Raw genomic sequence first — 19,240 nt, forward strand, 5'->3', positions numbered from 1 at the left:
TTCGTTTTCAGATTAACCCGACGTCTGGATGTCGTAGAACGGTTTTTTTAAGATGGCTTCTAGCGGATAGCTTGCTAATATCTTTACAATTCTCTCAGTTGCTCCGCCATCTCCGTACGGATTTTTGATGTGTGCAAGAGATTTGCGAAATTGGGGGTCGAACAGTTTATATAACGCTGCTAAAATGTTACTATATTCGCCGTCACAACTTATTACGCTTTGAGCCATCAATCTACCTTGTTGGCGCTCACCAATATTCACTGTTCCGATTTTCAAGGACGGTGCTTCAGCAATGCCGCTCGATGAATTTCCAACGACGCCGTCAACAAATTGCATACAGGATAGATATCGCAATTGCCCAAGTGAAGTGTACGCTTGGGCATTCCAACGATTACTTACATAATCTTCTATTAGGCCAATCAGTTCATCGTTCCCATTGTCAGCATTGGGAAGCGTGAATATCAGTCCTGCATCTGGAAAGGCATCCAAAGCTCTCAGCAATGCTGTCATTTGTGCTACAGAGTTTTCTTGGGCCAATGTTACCGGATGAAAAGTGACTAACAGGTTCTGTTCAGCAAATCGGAAACTCAGAGAATCTTCTAAAGTCTTTTTGTCGAGCAGGGTTAAACGCTTAATGGCATCGACCCCCAGTCCACCGACATCAAAAACACGATGTGGTTCTTCGCCCAGTTGAATCACACGTTGGCGATATTCGGAATTGGCAACAAAGTGGAGATGTGACATTTTTGTCAACGCGTGCCTAATGGCGTCATCAAATGCGCCTTCGGTAATTTCACCACCGTGCAAATGCGCAATCGGAATTCCGGCTATCAACGCCGCTGTCGCCGCAGCGAGCATTTCAAATCTGTCACCAAGTAAAACTAATATATCTGGTTTTAGTGCAGCATATGCGTCCGCAAATCCTATCGTGCCTAATCCAACCGATTTCGTAACAGCTGAAGCGGAATCGGAACTTAGAAGCATATCAATTTTACTGTCGATGATGAAATCCGCTGCTTCAATTTCGCGATATGTTAAACCATATTTTGGTGACAGGTGCATTCCCGTGGCAATAACTTGGAGGTTTAAATCGGAAGCCTGCTTAATGTCGTGCATTAAATTTTGAAGCAATCCGAACTCAGCGCGCGAGCCGGTGACCACGCAAATTTTCCGCATCATATTTCAATCATTTCGTCTGTATCGAAACCCCGAATTGCTCGACGCCCTAGTATTTCATCCCAACGCATCGGCGAGATACCTGTGCCGGGTCTCTTGACGGCTAAATTGTCAATCGTAAAAACTTCACCAACTCTAATAGGGCGACGGGCCACAATTGATTTTCTTGCAATATGTAGGTTACAGCTTTCACTCTTAGTACGCCGCTTCACGCCATCGCCCAATGCAAGCTCGACATTTCGGATGCTATTTACCAAAGATCGAAGCTCCGCAGGCTCCAGACTTGCGTTGTGGTCTGGTCCAGGTAATGTTCGATCGAGTGTGAAGTGCTTTTCTATTATAGTTGCACCCAAAGCGACAGCAGCGATTGATACCTCGATGCCGATAGTATGATCCGAATATCCAACCTTGACACCGAAAGCATTTTTCAACGCAATCATTGCTCGCAAATTCACTTCATCCGTGGGAGCGGGATATTCCGTCGTGCAGTGGAGAACGGTAATTTCGCTACGTGGAGTTCCTGCGCTCTCGATGATGTCAATCGCCGCTTCAACTTCTCCTAATATCGCCATGCCCGTCGACAGTATTATTGGCTTGCCGTACCCCGCCATGTAGCGAAGCAAGGGTAGATTGTTTATTTCGCCCGAAGGCACCTTTATCATCTCGAGGCAATCAAGTTCCATTAAAAGATCAAAGCTATTTTCATCAAATGCCGTCGAAAAAAATCTGATTCCATGCCTTTTACATTCCTCGATCAAGATTTCGTGATCGCCGCGCGATAGCTCCAATTTTGCTATCATTTCATGCTGAAGCGCTTCACCGGTGTTTTCTTGTTGATAATTAGCAGTTGGAGCATCGCTTGATACTAAGTTGCTGGCTTTGAACGTCTGAAACTTTACGAAGTCGGCCCCGGCAGAAGCGGCTTCTGCCACAAGTGCCTTTGCGATAGCGATGTCACCGTTATGGTTCACTCCAGCTTCGGCAATTATGACCGTCTTCACGAAATTCTCCTTGCAGGCACGCCAACATATGTCGCGTCTGAATCGCAATTATCGAGCACTACTGCACCCGATCCAATTACTGTATTTCGACCAATTATGCGTTTTGAAATCTCGCAGCCTTGGTTCACGACGGCCGCAGCACCGATCCAAGTCCCTTCTTGCACCTCAACATTTCCTAGAAGGCAGGCCTGAGGAGAAATCGTAACAAAGTCTCCAATTACCACATCATGACTTATTGTAGCATTCAAATTGAATATACAGAAATTGCCGACTTCGATATTGTGGGTGAATCTTACGCCAGCACAAATAATAACGCCTTTTTGGTTTCCAATCTTTTCGATTTGACGGTCACCAAATGTGGCGCTTGGGTGAATTAGATTGGTGAAACTAATTATCTTGCCATATCGCGCTGCAATTTTGGCGCGAAGTGCGCATTCTCCGATACCAATCACATATGGCATATCCAAATAGTGATGGATGTTCGCTTCGGGAATAGTATCAAAATCCAAAAGGCCACTTTCACTTTTGTCTTTAGATACAAGAACTGGGGATAGGCCTAATGCCATTGCTACATCACACGCCTCTCTGGCCATACCGGCTGTACCAAAAATGCCAACGCGATTGGATTTCATTTGACGGTGCTCGTAACGCTACTTGGCAAGTTCACCAACCGATCTTCCAAAAACTCAGCATTTGGCAAATCGCTCCGCAAACAGTTCTTGAACATCGGAAGCCTATTCATCAATGTCCAAACAGGACGCGTCATCACCCCTTGTTCATTTGTCGTTGAAAGCATTTCATCTCGTTGAACGCGATCTTGGCAGACAACCGAGTTCAACCAATAGTTTGAACGGCAATCTTGCGGCTCAGTTACAAAACGCAAATCACTCGTGGCGAAGAATTCGGCATATTTCATCGCCAGTTGTCGCTTTGTACAAATAAATTGATTGATTTGTTCCAATTGCGCGCAACCCATAGCGGCATTCAAATTTGGAAGGCGATAGTTAAAACCTATCTCGTCGTGATAATATTCAAAGCTATGAGGTATCTTAGCCGTCGTAGTCAGGTGCTTCGCACGAGCTCCTAAAGTCATATTCGATAAGATCATACCTCCACCCCCGGTCGTAATGATCTTGTTCCCGTTAAAACTAAAAACTCCGACTACTCCAAACGTCCCGGTGTGGCGACCTTTATAAGTACTGCCAAGTGATTCCGCCGCGTCTTCTACTAAAGAGATATTCCAATTTTTACAGACTTTTAACAAGCCGTCTATGTCGACTGGATGGCCAAATGTATGCATAGGGACGCACGCTCGAACTACTCGGCCACTGATTTTTTCTACGCATTTATTCGAGTTGTTTAATTCGGCGTTTTCAAACAACCAGTTTTCCAAAGCGGCTGCTGACATTCCCAGAGTCTCACAACAAACATCCACAAAAATGGGTTCGGCACCACAATAAGCGATCGCGTTGCAGGTAGCCACAAAAGTCAATGGCTGAGTTATAACCAAATCATTGTGTTCTACGCCAACTAACTTAAGCGCAATATGGAGCGCCGCTGTACCGTTGACAGCCGCTATTGCCGCTGGACTTCCGGTATATTCTGCAAAGTTTTTCTCAAACTTATCGACATAAGACCCCACACTTGAAACAAATGTGGATTTAATGGCGTCAGCCACGTACGTTTGCTCATTGCCTTCGAATTTAGGGGCATGCAAAGGGATAAAATCCGTCGTACGATATTCGTCTCGGACAAATTCTATCAGCCTTGAAATGTCAGAGACGTTAGACATTATATATGTCAGCTTTGTATTTTACCAAGTTTTCAGAGATCGTGAACCAATCGATTGTTTTTCGCATTCCCTGTTCGATTGTATGCTGAGGTTCAAAGCCGGTCAAAGCACGTATTTTGCTATTGTCGCACCATAGTCGAAACACCTCAGACTTTTCCGGTCGTAATCTGTCTTCGTCCGATATGAATTCCACATCGCTATTCATAAGTCGCTTTATTAAATCGAGCGTGTCACGGATAGATATTTCATAATTTGATCCGATGTTGACAGTCTCACCTATCGCCTCTGCACACTGTGCAAGCTCCACAAAACCGCGGCAGGTGTCGGTTACAAAATTAAAGTCGCGAGTAGGGCTCAAATCTCCGAGTTTAATCTGTTTAATTCCATTAGCGATTTGCGCAATTATTGTAGGTATTACGGCGCGAGCCGACTGTCGTGGGCCATAAGTATTAAATGGACGCGCGATTGTAACTGGCAAGTCAAATGCGTTGAAAAAACTCATCGCCATTGCGTCGGCTGCAATCTTTGATGCGCTGTATGGGGATTGTGGTTGAAGGGGATGCGCTTCGTCAATGGGCACGTAACGTGCCGTGCCATACACTTCACTGGTCGATGTGTGTATCAAGCGCTTACCGCCATTTTCCAGCAGAGCCTGACTAATGTTGAGGGTGCCTTTAACGTTTGTATCTAAATAACTGTCAGGCGCCACGTACGAATACGGTATCGCAATAAGCGCGGCCAGATGAAAGACAATGTCGACGTCTTTTGTAATCGCCTTACAATAATGCGGGTCACGAATGTCGCCATTCAGAACTTCGATTTCTTTAAGGCAATCGACATCCTCAAGCCAACCCCAATGGTTGAACGAATTGTATAGAGTTAAAGCTTTGACGTTATACCCTTCGGCCACAAGAAGTTCGGTAAGATGCGAACCGATAAAGCCGTCCGCACCAGTAACGAGTGCAGTCTCGCCGCGGCCGATCACTTAACTACACCATAAAATGATGAAATCGCATCAGCAATACTGTCTTGTTGCGCTTCGTTTAACTCAGCGAAAATTGGTAACGAAAGTATCCGATTTTGAAGTCCGAAGGCTATTGGGAAGTCTTCGGGCACATGTCCTAAATGCGCATATGCCGGCAGGAATGGTAATGCACTCTTATAATTTATAACTGTAGGTATTCCTTGAGTTTTCAGGAACTCTCCGAGACTGTCGCGGTTTTCGGTTTCTACTACATATAGATGATAAACATGCTCTCGCCCGGCGACTTCTGTGGGCGTCTTGATTTGTGCGATATCCGCCAACATTTCGTCATAGCGTTTAGCGACGGCGCGGCGCCTTGCCGTCCAGTTTGCCAGATGCGGCAATTTGACCCGCAATATGGCGGCCTGCAACCCGTCAAGTCTTGAGTTGATACCTTCCATCTCGTGGTCACCCTTAACCAAGCCTCCATGTCGTGCAAAGCAAGCCATATGCCGTGCAAGGGCCGGATCTTGTGTGGTTATCGCACCCGCATCACCCATTGCCCCGAGATTTTTGCCCGGGTAAAAGGACCAAGTGGCGATATTGCCGAATTGTCCGGCTTTCTTTCCATTTATGGTAGCGAGATGCGCCTGAGCGCAATCTTCGATGACCCAAAGATTATGTCTCTGGGCTATGGCCATCACTTCGGGCATGTCGGCCATTTGGCCATAGAGATGCACAGGTATTATTCCAACAGTCCGACTGGTGATCTTCTCGGCAATTTTCGAAACATCAATGGTCGAGGTTACCGGATCAATGTCAACGAACACGGGCTTGGCTCGATGTTGGCCTATTGTTTCGGACGTTGATATCCAGCTTTGAGCAGTTGTTATGACCTCGTCGCCGGGCTTTATCCCTAGCGCCTTCATCGCAATATACAGAGCATCGGTACCATTTGCGCAGGAAACGGTGTGCCTTGCTTCCATCAATTCCGAATACTCGGCCTCAAAAGCTTCGACATCAGGTCCGCGCACAAAACTACTGTTATTAATAGTGCGCGCGATCGCCGCGTCAATTTCATCCTTTAATGCTAGATATTGGGCGTGCAGGTCGACAAATGGAATAGTCATGGTGACTCCGTAATTCTTATTTGAAAGAGCGCAGATAACGTGCAGGATTGCCTGCATAGATACCCGGCTTTGAAATGGATTTAGTGACAACCGAGCCTGCGCCGACAACGACATCATCGCATATTGATACGGGCATTATGGTTGCGTTTGAGCCGATCGACACACGATTACCGATTGCTGTAGACTCCCACTTGGTGACGTCGCCGCGCGCCGGACCGCCATCTGCAAATCGATCATTCACAAACATTACGCCATGGCCGACAAAACAGTCATCGCCGATAGAAACCATTTCGCAGATAAAGCTATGACTTTGCACGCGTGTCCGCGCGCCGATCGCTACACCCCTTTGGATCTCACAAAACGGACCAATGAACACATTGTCTGAAAGGTCACATTCGTAGACATTTGCCGGTTCTATAATTTTTACATTGTGGCCAGCGCGAACATCTCTGACCATAGTCTCATAAAGTTCTATATCGGTCATGTGATCCCACCAAGCTTGGAATGTTGCGAACGAAAACGAAGGTAAGTGTTTTTTCCGGTTTCAATCGATTCGTAGAGAGCCGTTATCAGTTCCAGACTTCGCCGTCCCTCCAATCCATCGACCAGTGCGGCCGAATCTGTTTTTAGGCAATCAAGAACATGTTCATAATATGCCTGATGACCGTATCCATAAACATTGGGTGGGTTGACCGAGAACTTTTCTAAAACTTCATCGTCCCCTGGCTGTGGGTCGACGAAGTCCCAGGTTTGTATTTTGTTTACGGCAAAACCCCCGATAACAACTGTCCCGCCTTCTCCCAATATCGAAAGCGACCCCTCAAGATCACGAGGACGTGCGGCATTAGTTGCCTCCACAATTCCCAGCGCACCATTGGCAAATTCGAGCGTTGCGATCGCTGTATCTTCGGCTTCGATATCAACCAAGGTTCGCGTTGCCCGCGCATGGACTGAAACCACATCACCCATGAAATACTCGAGCAAATCGACATGGTGGCTTGACTGATTTGCCAAAACGCCGCCATCTTGTGCCCACGTGCCACGCCAACTGTCCTGATTGTAATAGCTTTGGTCGCGGCGCCATCGGACACGTACAGTACCTAACACTAACTTGCCAAACCGACCCGCATCTAGTGCCTCGCGTGCTTTTACGACGGGAACATTTAGCCTGTTCTGCTTTACAACAAAAAGCTTAACCCGTGCCCTGTCGCATGCAGCGATCATTGCATCGGCATCTTCCAGCCGCAATGCCATCGGCTTTTCTACAATTACATGTTTACCGGCGTTTGCCGCAGCGATGGCGTGCTCCGCGTGCATCCCGCTTGGTGTCAAAATCGAGACAACATCAATTTCATCAGAAGCCAACATATCATCCAGGGAATGGAAAGAACGCACCCCAAATTTCTTGGCCATAACATCAGCGCGATCAGGTTGGATGTCACAAACAGCAGTTAATAGAGCACCGTCGATCAACCCATTACCTAAAATTTCAGAATGCCTTTTTGCGATACGTCCACACCCGACAATACCGAATCTAAATTCTGACATTCCATACTTCCTTTTAAGTTTGATTAGTGGTCTTTAGCGTGAACTTGGCGGTAGTGACTTTCGGTCGCGCGCAAGTTTTAACGCCTCAATTTCTGCCGCTAGTGCTTCATATTCACGCAACTTACGTGCTAGAAAGCGGCCGGTAAGAGCTCCCTTTTCCGCTATCCCATTAGGTGTCAGAACGTAGGCGTATCTCCACTTTGTGTCTGAGGCTTTAAAGTTTTCAATTTTAACTAACCCTTTTTCGACGAGCGCGTTAATACAATAATTTACTCGACCTAAACTCATACCAAGTTCGGCTGAAATTTCTCGTTGCGTGATCGCAGGATTACTTTCGACGATCTGCATAACTCGGAAATGAACTTCCTCAGACTTGGTAATGTTACCTTCGTGGTTAACGTCGGCCAATAACTTGTCCCCAAACAGCTAGTAACCTGTGTTCAAAACTGAACAAGAATCGTTTTAACAAAATGCTTCGCATTTTAAAGAGATTTTTTGCGGCGACGACCAAGTTTAAATTAGCCGGAAGTTCACCCGCAACCCGTCCTTTGGTTTCGGTATCGGCCAGGGTTGCCATGCCGGTGTGTAACCTTCCGCAATTTCCACACGCACATTGGTGAGCAGATGATGCATGAACAGCTTCATCTGCATATATGCGAAGTGCAGGCCCAGACACATATGTGCACCCCCGCCAAAGGGCACCCAGGCATATTTATGCCGCGCTTTCACCTTGTCGGGTGTAAAACGCATGGGATCAAATACTTCCGGCTGTTCCCAATATTCCTCCATCATATGGACATAGGATGGACTGATGCTGACCGCGGTGCCCTTAGGAATATGGTAGCCCATAAATTCAAAATCACGCAGCGCGCGACGGGGGATGGAGGGGACCGGCGAAATCATCCGCAACGCTTCTTTAAACGCATATTCGGTCAGTTCGAACTTATCGAGATCGGCAAAGGCAATATCGCTGCCGGCCGGCGCAATGGACAGGCATTCCTGCCGCAGTTTTTCCTGCCATTCGGGATATTTTGCGAGATACCAGATCATCGAGGTTACCGACGAGGTGATGGTGTCATGTGCGGCCATCATCAAAAAATTCATATGGTCGATCAGTTCGCCATCAGACATATATTCGCCTTCTTCACGTCGTGAGCGGCAGAACTGGCTGAACATGTCCTGCCTGTTCTCATTGCGGCGACGTTCGGCAATTTGGGGTCCAAAATAATCGATCAGATATTTGCGACCCGCCACACCTTTGCCCATCGATGTAAAAGGAATGGGCGCGCGGATGGGTGCGACCGATGCCTGCACCATATCGACAAATGCGGTGTTGATCTTGTCAGCCTCTGGACCAAGTGGGATGCCCAAAAAGCTGCTGGCCGCAACGTCCAGTGTCAATTGCTTGATCGCCGGATAGAACAGCATTTCACCGCGCCAGTTTTTCAATTGCTCGGCAAAAATGCGGTTCATGTCTTGTGTATAGGCGCGCATGGGTTCGGGTTTGAACGCAATGCCGAGTGCACGGCGATCCATGCGGTGATGGTCAAAATCCATAAGCATCAGTCCGCGCGGAAAGAGCAGGTTCAGGACTGGCCCCCACCCCTGTTCCGACGAAAAAAGCTTGTCGCGATCGAAGAGCATCAACTCATTGGCTTCTGCTCCGACCATTGAGATTGTGGGATTACCAAAAGCGTTGGTGCGAAAAACCTTGCCATAGGTCTTCACCATGTGCGCGCCATATCCCGGCGGGTCGCGAAGTACGCGAAATGTTGTGCCAACGATCGGCAGTCCGTTTTCACCCGGGATATGGGACAAATCGCCAATCTTCGTGCGGGGCACCCAATGCGGGTTGGCTGCTTCGCTATGGGCCAGGGCCATGAGAGGGGGGTCCTTTGTTAATCGTGCGATTAAAACCTACTGCCACCGATGTCAGTAGGGTGCAAGCTGCAATTCCCATATTGATACATCATGAACGCCAGCCGACCAACATATTCACCTGCAATTCAACCGCTGATCCATAAAAAGAAACGCAGGGCAAAGCTGCCAACAGAGATTCGGGCTGAAAATGTTCGGGCAGCTTTCATTACAGGGGTGCGTATCATGGGGAACAAAATTCAGCACATCGGCAAAGGCGCGGTATTGAAATTCTCGCTTCTGGCTGCAGCAAGCTTCGGCCTTTCGGGCTGTGTCTATGATGTCGGTTTGGGCTATGCCAGCGACGGCTATTATAACGATGCCTATGATTGTGATCCCTATTGGGGATACGACAATTATTACCAGTGCGACTATGGGCATGGATTCTACAATATCGGTTTCGGGGGTGGCTGGTACGACAGCTACTGGTATCCAGGATATGGATTCTACCTGTTCGATAATGTCGGGCGCCGCTATCCGATGCGCGACCATCACCGCCGCTATTGGGGCGAAAAGCGCCATAACTGGTATCGGGAAAATCGCGGTCGGCACCATGATGGCGGGCGAAATCGGGGTCGGGGTCAGGGCTATACTGGCAATGCGACGCCGGGAGCTATCGGCTGGCCCGAACAGAATGGTGGCCGGGCGCGTGAGGATGACGACCGGCGCGGTCGCCGCGAAGGCCGTAACGGTCGCAACCGGCAATGGACAGGTGGCGACGGTACGGGCGTAAATGCGATCCCGACGCCAAATCCCGACATTGTGCAAAGGCCGGGCAGAGGACGGGAAAGGGGCGATGGGCTCCGCAACGGTCCTCCCCGGGGAGAGCGCGCAGGCAGAGCCTATGGGGATAATCCTAGCCGTGCATTGCCTCAGCCCCAGCAACAAGCTGCTCCGCCAGCTCCACGAGCGGCGCCATCACCTCAGCGGGATCAACCACAACGTCCGCCCGCGCCGCGTCCTAACCGGACGCAAGGCGAAAATGTTCGGGAAGAATAAAAAAGCGGCCGTGCCGGGGGCAGTGGCACGGCCGCAAAACGCGCGGGACCAGAGAGTTGTCATGCGCGAAACGGATTTCAGAAACTATCCTGGGTGAAAGGCGCGCGTTTGCCGAGCCGGCGCGCTTCAATGGCTTCGTCGGCAATACGGGTCATGTAGTCCAGCTGTTCAAACTGCGCCTGGCGCCGCGCAGACGGCGTCATGTTTGCGATGCCGGTTACAAGATCGGCTGGCTCATGGCCTGTGATCCCGATAACCAACGCCAGAAAAATCGATGCGAATCCAAGAGATGTAAAAACGACAAGCGCTGCATCCGGCGACATATTTCCTCCGATATCTACGTACCATTTCGCGTCATGGGCAATGAAAGGCATCCATGCGCGGTTAGGGAAGAATGGTCGGGACGGGTTAATTTTGGCTGAGACAAGATAGCCAAAGAGAAATTTACCATGAAGAGCACATGGCGGCATACTGGCGTGTCAGTTGATGAATTCGACGAGGTTGCGTGCGGGCGATCGATAAATAAGTAGACCTTTCAATCCAAACGGAATAAGCGACGCCGCCAAGGGCTTGGACGTATCGGAATAGACAGAAACTTTATTTATGATCGACGCCGAATACTATGTGCTGACAATAGTTTGCGCATTAATTACACTCTTTCTAAGCCTGAATTCGAAAACTCTGAGCGCGCGTTTAAATCTCGTAGACGTTCCAGTGGGTCGAAAGCAGCACAAATCCCCAACTCCCTTAATGGGTGGCGTTTCCATATTGATTGCTTTCGTGCCAGTTGCGTTAGCGTACACATTGCTAAATGTGCCCGAAAGGTGGATCGGTTCCTTTCTCATCTGGATCGCTTGCGTTACTGTTATGGCATTCGTTGGACTCGCGGATGACCGCCATTCATTGTCCCCACGTTTGCGGCTGCTAACGTCATTTCTAGTTTTTGCTTTGGCTGCCGCATTGGATCCGACCTTCAATGTCCGTGTTCTCGACTTCATGACACCAAAATTTTCCATCGGGCTAGGCACATGGTGGCTAGCTATAATATTCACCGTGATTTGTTGCGTGGGGCTAATCAACGCCGTTAACATGGCTGACGGAAAGAATGGCTTAGTCTTGGGTTTGGCGCTTGGATGGCTTGGAATTCTTGCCATTCGCGCTGGCGGCCCCTTGTTACCTCTTACAGGGCTTTTGGCATCCTGTTTGGCAGTTTTGCTTGTGTTCAATATGCAAGGCAGGCTGTTTTTAGGGGATGGCGGAGCCTATGCGATTGCTACCGCATTAGGTCTACTATCGATCATGATTTATAATAGTCCGGGGACAAACTCACTCCGTGCAATTTCTGCAGATGAACTTGTATTGTTGTTTATCGTGCCGATTACCGACTCTTTTAGACTGACCTATACTAGGCTGAAACAAGGTAGATCCCCTATGTCCGCCGATCGGGACCATTTTCATCATCATTTGCAAGAAAAATTTGGTTGGCCTAAGGGATTGTTTGTTTATTGGATTTTATCTTTTCTTCCAGGAGTGACTCTTATTTTAATAAGGGAAATTTCAAATCTAAATGTGAATTAAAAACGATAAAGTAAAAAATAGTTTTTATGTAATATAAAATAATTTATATTTGAACTGGATTCTTGATACGCTTTAGATTATTTATTAATCAATAAAAGCGGAAATTCTAGATGTCAGATCCAGTAAAGCTGCATTGTCTTGAAAGCGACAAATTACGACTTAGCCTGCCTTTTCGGAAAAGGCCGTATTGGGTTGTATTGTGTTCCGGCGAACATCTTGGATACTATCGCGGACGCAGGGCTGGGCGATGGATTGCACGTTATCGTCATCCAGGAGGACATTTCAACTATCAAGAATCAACGCTTGCTGGAGCTGACGATGATGCTCAGGCAAATGGTGAAACAATCTTGGACTTCTCACAAGCTCGTGACGCGTGTCGAAAGTGGACAGCTGCAATAAGACAATCAATGGTTGATAGACGGAGTAGTTACTTAATTTCCGACGTTTTAGATGACTATATCAAGGGTTTTTCGGGTAAGGATTTTGAAAACACCAGAAGGCGAATTGACGCGATCATCAGACCGCAACTGGGCCATTTCGATACTGCTGAGCTTACAACAAAAACAATAATCGATTGGCACTTAGCACTCGCCAATTCACCCGCTCGTTTACGAACAGCACCGGGTGCGGTCCAAAATTTTAAGCCAACAGAAAACACTGCGGACGCGCGCCGACGTCGAAGATCCAGTGCAAATCGAATCCTAACAATTCTCAAGGCAGCTTTGAACGTCGCCTATCGTAGCGAAAAGATTTCAAGTGACGATGCCTGGAGACGGGTTAGGCCGTTCGGAAAAACCGAGGCAGCGAGGCTTCGATATCTGTCCGATGACGAAACACGGCGGTTGGTAAACGCATGCAGTATTAAAATTCGTCCACTGGTCACGGCCGCACTACTGACCGGCGCACGTTATTCAGAACTCACTGGGCTGGAGGTAAGGGATTTTGACCGCTATTCAAAAACTCTCTGGCTGAGAGAAACAAAAGCCGGAACACCGAGGGCAGTGTATCTCGAAGCTGAAGGTGTTGAGTTATTGTGTAGTGCAGTGGCGGATAAAGGCCGGCACGATCTAATTTTCCCTCGACCAGACGGAAAAAGATGGGGCGCGGCGCACCAAGCAAGGCCTATGCTCGCCGCTTCTGAAGCAGCTGGGCTTGAGCCAGTTGGATTTCATGATCTAAGGCGAACATTCGGTGCACGGCTGGCAATGAAAGGCGTGCCGATCGCGGTGATAGCGGAAGCGCTTGGACATTCCGATGAGCGAATCACCAGGAAGCACTACGCTCATCTGGCGCCATCATATGTAGCAGATACGATTAGAAATGCCGTAACCGGGCTAGGAATCGTGTAGGTTTGCTTTGTAGCGGCATTGCAGATTCATTCCCTGTTGCCGCCCCATTACTTCCCTGTAATCGGGTTAAAATTCCCTGCTATCTGACTAGGGAATTTTCCTCACAAATTACGCAAATATAACATAAAATTTGCCGATCTGGTGCCCTAAAATAGTCGATGTACAGATAATTCCCTGTAAATTCCCTGCTAGCAGGGAATTTCGCAGCAGATCAGCCGTGCGTGATTTTCTGCTTCATATTCTTCATATGAAATGTCTCAACTGATCCTCATCACGTTGCGACTGTTACCAATGATACCCAAAATGCTCCCTGTTCTGACAAAAGAACAAGGCCAGTCGCGCGTTAGGGAAGTATTGGGGATGTTATTGGAACGCCGTCCAAGCCGCGCAAATCTGGTGACCCCTACGGGAATCGAACCCGTGTTTCAGCCGTGAAAGGGCCGCGTCCTAACCGCTAGACGAAGGGGCCAATCGCTTGGCGAGCCGCGCCTTTACGGATTCGATCTGCCTAGGTCAAGCCCAACATGAAGCAAAATCAATCGGCGAAGGCTATATCGTCAATATGGAGCTCGGCCTTGGGCGTCGGACCCCAATCGTCAACTTTGGCGCGACCCGCCAGCCAATATTTTTGGCCACGTTCGCCATGCAGCAACATTTGCCCCAACATTGTCTCGCCTTGGCGAAATGCCATGGCTTTGAAAGATACGCCGTCGTCCCCGCCAACGATGGCGCGAACATGGTCCTTTCCCACTATATCGCACTTGATGATGCGCACGGGGCCCGTAACTATGCGAGGCCCCGGCCAGCCCATCCCATAAGGGCCAGCACCTTCCATCGCCTCAATAAATGCAGGATTTAGGCCGCGCGGCGTGAGTAATGCGTCAATGAGCATCGCGCTGTTGGCACAAGCTCGGGTCACATCTGCAGCCAGCCGTTCATCAAGCCAGTCGGCTAGCGCATCGACCTTATTCGCACTTATCGTCAATCCAGCCGCCATGGCATGCCCGCCTCCTGCCACCAGCAGGCCAGCCTCGCGCGCTGAAATTATAGCGGCACCTAGATCGACGCCTCCGATGGATCGGCCGGAACCTTTGCCAAGCCCTTCCGCATCGACGGCGATGACGATCGAAGGCTTACCTGTCTTTTCCTTGATACGTCCTGCAACGATACCGATGACCCCTGGGTGCCATCCCTTGCCTGCCAGTAACGCTACCGCGCGGTTATGCTGACCAGCCAGCATCTCTTCGGCTTCTTCTTGTACTTGGGCTTCGATTGCCCGCCGTTCCTCATTCAGGCGGTCCAGTTCTGCGGCTATCGCGCGAGCTTCGTCCCGGTTCTGGGTGGTAAGCAAGCGCACACCAAGATCCGATTTACCTACCCGTCCACCCGCGTTGATGCGCGGACCCAGTGCAAAACCCAGGTCGGAGCAAAGCGGAGCACGGTTCAACCGGCTGGCTTCGATCAGAGCGGCGAGCCCAATGTTGCGCCGACCGCCCATTACTTTAAGTCCTTGCGCCACAAATGCACGGTTGAGGCCTCTCAAATGGGCCACGTCGGCAACGGTTCCTAACGCCACAATGTCGAGAAGTTCCATCAATCGGGGCTCCGGTCGACTGGCGAAATAGTCCCGATCCCGCAACGTCCGGACAATTGCTGCTGCCAAAAGAAAGGCCACACCAACAGCGGCGAGATGGCCGTGTGATGCTGCCTCGTCATTTTCATCAAGCCGGTTGGGATTTACTAGCGCGAAGGCCGACGGAAGCTCCGCTGCGCATTTATGGTGGTCCACAACAATGACTTCAAGGCCAGCCGCTTTGGCTTGGGCAAGTGCGTCAAAGGCCATCGCGCCGCAGTCCACCGTAACGATGAGGCGGATGCCGCTTTCTCCGATGCGGACCAATGCCTCTCCGGACGGCCCATAGCCTTCCATCAGCCGGTCAGGAATATAATGGCCAGCATCCAGTCCCAAGTCGCGTAGCAAGCGTATCAACAAGGCCGCGCTGGTTGCGCCGTCCACATCATAGTCGCCGTAAATTGTCACTGCTTCACGCGCTTCGACTGCATCAGCCAGTCGTTCTGCGGCCCGATCCATATCCCGGAATATGGACGGATCGGGCATGAACCCGCGGATGGTAGGCTCGCGATGGCGTTCGATATCATCGCGAGGGACGCCGCGTGCTAAAAGCAATTGTGTAACCAAATCATCCGGTTGGAATCCCGGATCGCGCGCGTCGACATCTCCGCTACGCCATTTCCAGCTTTGTCCCGTAACGGAATGTGTGATGTTGAGGACCGAAGACATGGGCCTTCCCTATGCGGGGTTGCGAATGCTAGCAAGCGGGCATGAAAGAATTGCTTATCGTCTGGCACAGCATGACTGGTGGGTCGGAAGCGCTTGCGAAGGCGGCGGCGACAGGCGCCGAACAGGAAAGCAAATTAAAGGTAAAGCGTCTCTTCGCAGAACAGGCTACCCCCTCAGATATGTTAGGGGGTAGTGGATATCTGTTTGTGTTCCCCGAAAATCTTGCCGCGATAAGCGGGGTGATGAAAGCGTTTTTCGACCGCTGCTACTATCCCTGTCTGGGCAAGATAGAAGGACGACCCTATGCAGTAGTAATTTGCGCAGGCTCGGATGGCAGCAATGCCGCGCGGCAGGTGGAGCGCATTGCGACAGGCTGGCGGCTACGAAAAATTGCAGAGCCTTCCATAATCTGCACCCACGCTCAGACCGAGGCAGCAATATTGGCGCCAAAAATTATTGACGAAGAGGCGCTCGCCCAGGCGCGCCAAACTGGCGCGCACTTGGCAGCCGGCATGGAGCTTGGAATATTTTAGCGGGTCGGAGTTGCCCGGCCGTGCTCACTTTTCACCCGGCGAACAGTGCCACTCGATGCGCGCATAACGATTGTCTCGGTCGTAATCCGGCCGTCGCGTAAAGTTTTTACACCATGCAAGAGCGATCCGTCTGTGACACCAGTTGCCGCAAAAATGCAGTCTCCTTTAGCCAGCTCTTCCAGATCGTAGATTTTGTCGAGGTCCTCGATGCCCCATTTATGGGCACGTTTGCGCTCGTCGTCATTCCGGAACAGCAATCGACCTTTAAATTGTCCGCCGACACAACGAAGTGCTGCCGCGGCGAGTACACCCTCTGGCGCGCCACCTGTCCCCATATAGATATCTACAGTGGTTTCCGGGTTCGTGGTGGCGATGACGCCTGCAACATCGCCATCGGGGATCAGCATCACGCCGCAACCCAAGGCACGCAATTCTGCGATAAGCTTTTCATGGCGGGGACGGTCCAGCACACAAACAATGATCTCGCTAGGATCGACACCCTTTTCCCGCGCAACGGCGGTCACATTTTCGGTAACGCTACGGTCAAGATTGACGATATCGGGTGAGTAGCCCGGGCCAACAGCGATTTTGTCCATGTATACGTCGGGGGCATTCAGCAAATTGCCTTCTTCTGCGACCGCAAGCACTGCGAGTGCGTTGGGACCAGCTTTTGCCGTAATCGTAGTTCCTTCAAGCGGATCAAGCGCGATATCAATCCGTGGTCCTTTGCCGATTGCGGAGCCGACTTTTTCGCCAATGTACAGCATTGGAGCTTCGTCCCGCTCACCTTCCCCAATAACGACGGTGCCATCCATGTACAGCCCGTTCAGGGCAGCGCGCATCGCTTCAACCGCAGCCGCATCGGCCGCCTTTTCATCACCGCGTCCGATCAATTTGGCTGCAGAAATTGCTGCTGCTTCCGTTACGCGGACCATTTCGAGGACTAGAACTCGGTCGAGAATTTGGCTTGCTGCCGTCATAGGTTTTTCCTAGCTTATTGAAAATCGGGTCTCTTTTGGGAAGATTCTTCGGCAAATGGGCGTCGTGGTTGCGGTTTGCTGCTCCGATAAGGAAGGCTTAGCCAAATGTCGAGATTGCTTATCATTGCAATTGCATTTTCAGCTACCGCATCAAGGGCGGCATCAGATCGGGATGCAGATGTCGCCGCCCAGATCGAAACAGCACGACGTCTGGTTGCGGTTGATAAGAATGGATGCGTAAAATACCCGCAAACGGACGAGATTGTTGTTTGCGGGGAAAATCCAGATGACGCCAGCCAGCGCATTTTCGATCGGTCGGAAGGTAACGAAGAAACGCGAATCCGGCGCGGGGAAGCTGTCTCGACCCGGCGTGCCGCGGCTTGCATTGCCGGTGACAACATGTGCAAAATATATATGAAGGGTGTCGGGATCGGTTTTGGATATGTACCGCCGCCCGTCATTCCACTGGAAGAAGTGCTGAAAGGACTGCCCGAACCGGACATGGTTGTTCCGGAAAACGGGTCGCCGAAATAGACCTGCATTCTTCCTTCATTCTCCCAGTATATGCATCACCATCGGCTCGCCCATCAGGCTGTCCGAAGTAGCGAGCGTATTCAATGTATCGTTTATCGCCTGTTCGGGACCCGCATGGGTTACCATTGCAATTAATGCCGAGCCGTCGTCACTCGTCTCGGTCTGGATCAGACTTTCGATCGACAACCCCGCATCCCGCATAGCGGCGGTAATTTCGGCTAGCACACCTACCCGGTCTGCGACGATCATACGTATATAGGTTTTGCCAACGCGATGGGCGGATGCAGCGCGTGGTAGTTTTTCCAGTTCGGATGATGGCATGGAAAAGGCAGGTCCTGTTTCTTTACGGGCAATGTCGACAAGGTCGGCCACGACCGCCGATGCCGTCGGACGGTCCCCAGCGCCCGCGCCCTGAAACAATAGTCGGCCTGAAAAGTTACCCTCCGCCACTACAGCATTCGTCGCGCCAGTAACGTGCGCCAGCGGATGTGCCAAAGGAACAAGGCATGGCTGCACACGCTGGAATATTTCCGACTTGCCATTTTCGCCGTCTATTTCCGCGAGCCCAATTAGGCGAATCCGATATCCAAGCGCCTTGGCCTGCGCGATGTCGGCTGCCAAAATCTTGCGGATGCCACGAGCTTCCACGCCGCCAAAATCAATCTCTGATCCAAAGCTGAGCGATGCAAGAATTGCCAGTTTATGTGCGGCATCAATGCCGTCGATATCAAAACTCGGATCCGCCTCTGCAAAGCCCTTTGCCTGCGCATCAGAGAGAACATCGGTGAAATCAAGGCCTTCCTTTTCCATCGTCGACAGGATGAAATTGCAGGTTCCATTCAAAATTCCGTAGACGCGGTCAATCCGGTTTGCGGCCGCCCCGTCGCGCAAGCCCTGAATGACCGGTATTCCACCCGCGACCGCCGCTTCAAATTTCAGCGCGGTATTTTTACACTCGGCCAGTTGCGCCAATTCCGCCCCGTGATGTGCAATCATCGCCTTGTTCGCTGTGACAAACGCACGTGTGCTGGAAAGTGTTTCCCGGGCCAAGGTGAGAGCAGGACCATCCGACCCACCGACCAGTTCCACAACCACATCAACGTCACTTGCAGTGGCAAGTTCACCCATGTCATCGACCCATCGATATGATGACAGGTCCACACCCCGATTTTTCGACCGGTCACGCGCTGTGACGGCTACGATTTCAATAGGCCGCCCAGCACGCCGCGCAATTAGCGCCCTATTTTCCTGTATAAGTTGGATAACTCCGGTGCCGACGGTGCCGAGACCAGCGAGAGCAATACGCAGGGGAGAGGACATTTTCTGGGTTCAAGCTTTCTGCTAAGTTGCGAGCATTGGCGGTGCGCTTAGGCGCTTCGCACAAAAATTACCAGCCTAAGCTGGCTTCTCGTAAGACCTGTCGTTGCAAAGCGTTGG

The 19,240-nt window shown here is 50.4% G+C and carries 19 protein-coding genes and 1 tRNA gene; 5 read left to right on the forward strand and 15 right to left on the reverse strand.

What is annotated here, in order from left to right; genetic code table 11:
* Window positions 1-12: 12 nt before the first annotated feature.
* The 10 genes from neuC to FOM92_RS13035 all read right to left on the reverse strand — a co-directional run bounded on the left by neuC (window position 13) and on the right by FOM92_RS13035 (window position 9,492).
* Window positions 13-1,179, reverse strand: a complete 1,167-nt coding sequence (gene neuC / locus FOM92_RS12990) for a UDP-N-acetylglucosamine 2-epimerase (protein ID WP_143777264.1) — start codon at window positions 1,177-1,179, stop codon at window positions 13-15.
* Window positions 1,176-2,177, reverse strand: a complete 1,002-nt coding sequence (gene neuB, locus FOM92_RS12995; protein ID WP_143777265.1) for an N-acetylneuraminate synthase — start codon at window positions 2,175-2,177, stop codon at window positions 1,176-1,178. Before neuB ends, neuC begins: the two co-directional genes overlap by 4 nt.
* Window positions 2,174-2,809: an LbetaH domain-containing protein gene (locus tag FOM92_RS13000; protein ID WP_143777266.1), complete on the reverse strand. Its 636-nt coding sequence runs from the start codon at window positions 2,807-2,809 to the stop codon at window positions 2,174-2,176. The genes neuB and FOM92_RS13000 overlap by 4 nt, the downstream gene beginning before the upstream one ends.
* A complete protein-coding gene (locus tag FOM92_RS13005) occupies window positions 2,806-3,969 on the reverse strand; it encodes a LegC family aminotransferase (protein ID WP_143777267.1) in 1,164 nt (387 codons plus the stop codon). Before FOM92_RS13005 ends, FOM92_RS13000 begins: the two co-directional genes overlap by 4 nt.
* Entirely contained in the window at window positions 3,962-4,954 is a 993-nt protein-coding gene (locus FOM92_RS13010) for an NAD-dependent 4,6-dehydratase LegB (RefSeq protein ID WP_281285611.1), read from the reverse strand. Before FOM92_RS13010 ends, FOM92_RS13005 begins: the two co-directional genes overlap by 8 nt.
* Window positions 4,951-6,063, reverse strand: coding sequence for a DegT/DnrJ/EryC1/StrS family aminotransferase (locus FOM92_RS13015; RefSeq protein ID WP_143777268.1), 1,113 nt, complete (start codon window positions 6,061-6,063; stop codon window positions 4,951-4,953). Before FOM92_RS13015 ends, FOM92_RS13010 begins: the two co-directional genes overlap by 4 nt.
* 16 nt (window positions 6,064-6,079) lie before the next feature.
* Window positions 6,080-6,547, reverse strand: coding sequence for an acyltransferase (locus FOM92_RS13020; protein WP_143777269.1), 468 nt, complete (start codon window positions 6,545-6,547; stop codon window positions 6,080-6,082).
* Window positions 6,544-7,611 (reverse strand): Gfo/Idh/MocA family protein, encoded by a 1,068-nt coding sequence (locus FOM92_RS13025; RefSeq protein ID WP_143777270.1) that lies wholly within the window; start codon window positions 7,609-7,611, stop codon window positions 6,544-6,546. Before FOM92_RS13025 ends, FOM92_RS13020 begins: the two co-directional genes overlap by 4 nt.
* Before the next feature lie 33 nt (window positions 7,612-7,644).
* A complete protein-coding gene (locus FOM92_RS13030) occupies window positions 7,645-8,019 on the reverse strand; it encodes a MarR family EPS-associated transcriptional regulator (RefSeq protein WP_246087298.1) in 375 nt (124 codons plus the stop codon).
* Window positions 8,020-8,124: 105 nt separating this feature from the next.
* Complete coding sequence (locus FOM92_RS13035; RefSeq protein ID WP_143777271.1) at window positions 8,125-9,492, reverse strand: cytochrome P450; 1,368 nt, start codon at window positions 9,490-9,492, stop codon at window positions 8,125-8,127.
* 222 nt (window positions 9,493-9,714) lie between these two features.
* Between FOM92_RS13035 and FOM92_RS13040 the strand changes: the two genes are divergently transcribed.
* The gene (locus FOM92_RS13040; RefSeq protein ID WP_143777272.1) at window positions 9,715-10,527 is read left to right on the forward strand and encodes a hypothetical protein; all 813 of its coding nucleotides are present in this window, start codon (window positions 9,715-9,717) and stop codon (window positions 10,525-10,527) included.
* Between the two features lie 77 nt (window positions 10,528-10,604).
* Here FOM92_RS13040 and FOM92_RS13045 read toward each other — a convergent pair whose 3' ends face one another.
* Complete coding sequence (locus tag FOM92_RS13045; protein WP_143777273.1) at window positions 10,605-10,850, reverse strand: hypothetical protein; 246 nt, start codon at window positions 10,848-10,850, stop codon at window positions 10,605-10,607.
* A gap of 280 nt (window positions 10,851-11,130) precedes the next feature.
* Between FOM92_RS13045 and FOM92_RS13050 the strand changes: the two genes are divergently transcribed.
* Window positions 11,131-12,105, forward strand: a complete 975-nt coding sequence (locus FOM92_RS13050; RefSeq protein WP_143777274.1) for a glycosyltransferase family 4 protein — start codon at window positions 11,131-11,133, stop codon at window positions 12,103-12,105.
* 110 nt (window positions 12,106-12,215) lie between these two features.
* Window positions 12,216-13,454: a tyrosine-type recombinase/integrase gene (locus FOM92_RS13055; RefSeq protein WP_143777275.1), complete on the forward strand. Its 1,239-nt coding sequence runs from the start codon at window positions 12,216-12,218 to the stop codon at window positions 13,452-13,454.
* Window positions 13,455-13,848: 394 nt separating this feature from the next.
* On the opposite strand, the gene FOM92_RS13060 is transcribed toward FOM92_RS13055, so the two are convergent.
* Window positions 13,849-13,923, reverse strand: a tRNA-Glu gene (locus FOM92_RS13060).
* 66 nt (window positions 13,924-13,989) lie between these two features.
* A complete protein-coding gene (recJ, locus tag FOM92_RS13065; RefSeq protein WP_143777276.1) occupies window positions 13,990-15,756 on the reverse strand; it encodes a single-stranded-DNA-specific exonuclease RecJ in 1,767 nt (588 codons plus the stop codon).
* A 41-nt stretch (window positions 15,757-15,797) separates the two neighbouring features.
* On the opposite strand from recJ, the gene FOM92_RS13070 reads away from it, so the two are divergent.
* The gene (locus FOM92_RS13070; RefSeq protein WP_143777277.1) at window positions 15,798-16,289 is read left to right on the forward strand and encodes a flavodoxin family protein; all 492 of its coding nucleotides are present in this window, start codon (window positions 15,798-15,800) and stop codon (window positions 16,287-16,289) included.
* Here the strand turns inward: FOM92_RS13070 and glpX are convergent.
* Window positions 16,286-17,269 (reverse strand): class II fructose-bisphosphatase, encoded by a 984-nt coding sequence (gene glpX, locus FOM92_RS13075; RefSeq protein ID WP_143777278.1) that lies wholly within the window; start codon window positions 17,267-17,269, stop codon window positions 16,286-16,288. The genes FOM92_RS13070 and glpX overlap by 4 nt on opposite strands.
* Window positions 17,270-17,374: 105 nt before the next feature.
* Here glpX and FOM92_RS13080 point away from each other — a divergent pair, with 105 nt between their 5' ends.
* Complete coding sequence (locus FOM92_RS13080; RefSeq protein ID WP_143777279.1) at window positions 17,375-17,803, forward strand: hypothetical protein; 429 nt, start codon at window positions 17,375-17,377, stop codon at window positions 17,801-17,803.
* 15 nt (window positions 17,804-17,818) lie between these two features.
* Here FOM92_RS13080 and FOM92_RS13085 read toward each other — a convergent pair whose 3' ends face one another.
* The gene (locus FOM92_RS13085; protein WP_143777280.1) at window positions 17,819-19,123 is read right to left on the reverse strand and encodes a homoserine dehydrogenase; all 1,305 of its coding nucleotides are present in this window, start codon (window positions 19,121-19,123) and stop codon (window positions 17,819-17,821) included.
* Window positions 19,124-19,240: the final 117 nt, after the last annotated feature.

Source organism: Sphingorhabdus contaminans, assembly GCF_007280415.1.
Classification (GTDB): domain Bacteria; phylum Pseudomonadota; class Alphaproteobacteria; order Sphingomonadales; family Sphingomonadaceae; genus Sphingorhabdus_B; species Sphingorhabdus_B contaminans.

Excerpts from the sequence above, each read along its gene's own strand:
- neuC (WP_143777264.1), bottom strand. The coding sequence starts at position 1,179 with ATGATGCGGAAAATTTGCGTGGTCACCGGCTCGCGCGCTGAGTTCGGA.
- FOM92_RS13000 (WP_143777266.1), bottom strand. The coding sequence starts at position 2,809 with ATGAAATCCAATCGCGTTGGCATTTTTGGTACAGCCGGTATGGCCAGA.
- FOM92_RS13005 (WP_143777267.1), bottom strand. The coding sequence starts at position 3,969 with ATGTCTAACGTCTCTGACATTTCAAGGCTGATAGAATTTGTCCGAGAC.
- FOM92_RS13015 (WP_143777268.1), bottom strand. The coding sequence starts at position 6,063 with ATGACTATTCCATTTGTCGACCTGCACGCCCAATATCTAGCATTAAAG.
- FOM92_RS13020 (WP_143777269.1), bottom strand. The coding sequence starts at position 6,547 with ATGACCGATATAGAACTTTATGAGACTATGGTCAGAGATGTTCGCGCT.
- FOM92_RS13025 (WP_143777270.1), bottom strand. The coding sequence starts at position 7,611 with ATGTCAGAATTTAGATTCGGTATTGTCGGGTGTGGACGTATCGCAAAA.
- FOM92_RS13035 (WP_143777271.1), bottom strand. The coding sequence starts at position 9,492 with ATGGCCCTGGCCCATAGCGAAGCAGCCAACCCGCATTGGGTGCCCCGC.
- FOM92_RS13040 (WP_143777272.1), top strand. The coding sequence starts at position 9,715 with ATGGGGAACAAAATTCAGCACATCGGCAAAGGCGCGGTATTGAAATTC.
- FOM92_RS13045 (WP_143777273.1), bottom strand. The coding sequence starts at position 10,850 with ATGTCGCCGGATGCAGCGCTTGTCGTTTTTACATCTCTTGGATTCGCA.
- FOM92_RS13050 (WP_143777274.1), top strand. The coding sequence starts at position 11,131 with ATGATCGACGCCGAATACTATGTGCTGACAATAGTTTGCGCATTAATT.
- FOM92_RS13055 (WP_143777275.1), top strand. The coding sequence starts at position 12,216 with ATGTCAGATCCAGTAAAGCTGCATTGTCTTGAAAGCGACAAATTACGA.
- recJ (WP_143777276.1), bottom strand. The coding sequence starts at position 15,756 with ATGTCTTCGGTCCTCAACATCACACATTCCGTTACGGGACAAAGCTGG.
- FOM92_RS13070 (WP_143777277.1), top strand. The coding sequence starts at position 15,798 with ATGAAAGAATTGCTTATCGTCTGGCACAGCATGACTGGTGGGTCGGAA.
- glpX (WP_143777278.1), bottom strand. The coding sequence starts at position 17,269 with ATGACGGCAGCAAGCCAAATTCTCGACCGAGTTCTAGTCCTCGAAATG.
- FOM92_RS13080 (WP_143777279.1), top strand. The coding sequence starts at position 17,375 with ATGTCGAGATTGCTTATCATTGCAATTGCATTTTCAGCTACCGCATCA.
- FOM92_RS13085 (WP_143777280.1), bottom strand. The coding sequence starts at position 19,123 with ATGTCCTCTCCCCTGCGTATTGCTCTCGCTGGTCTCGGCACCGTCGGC.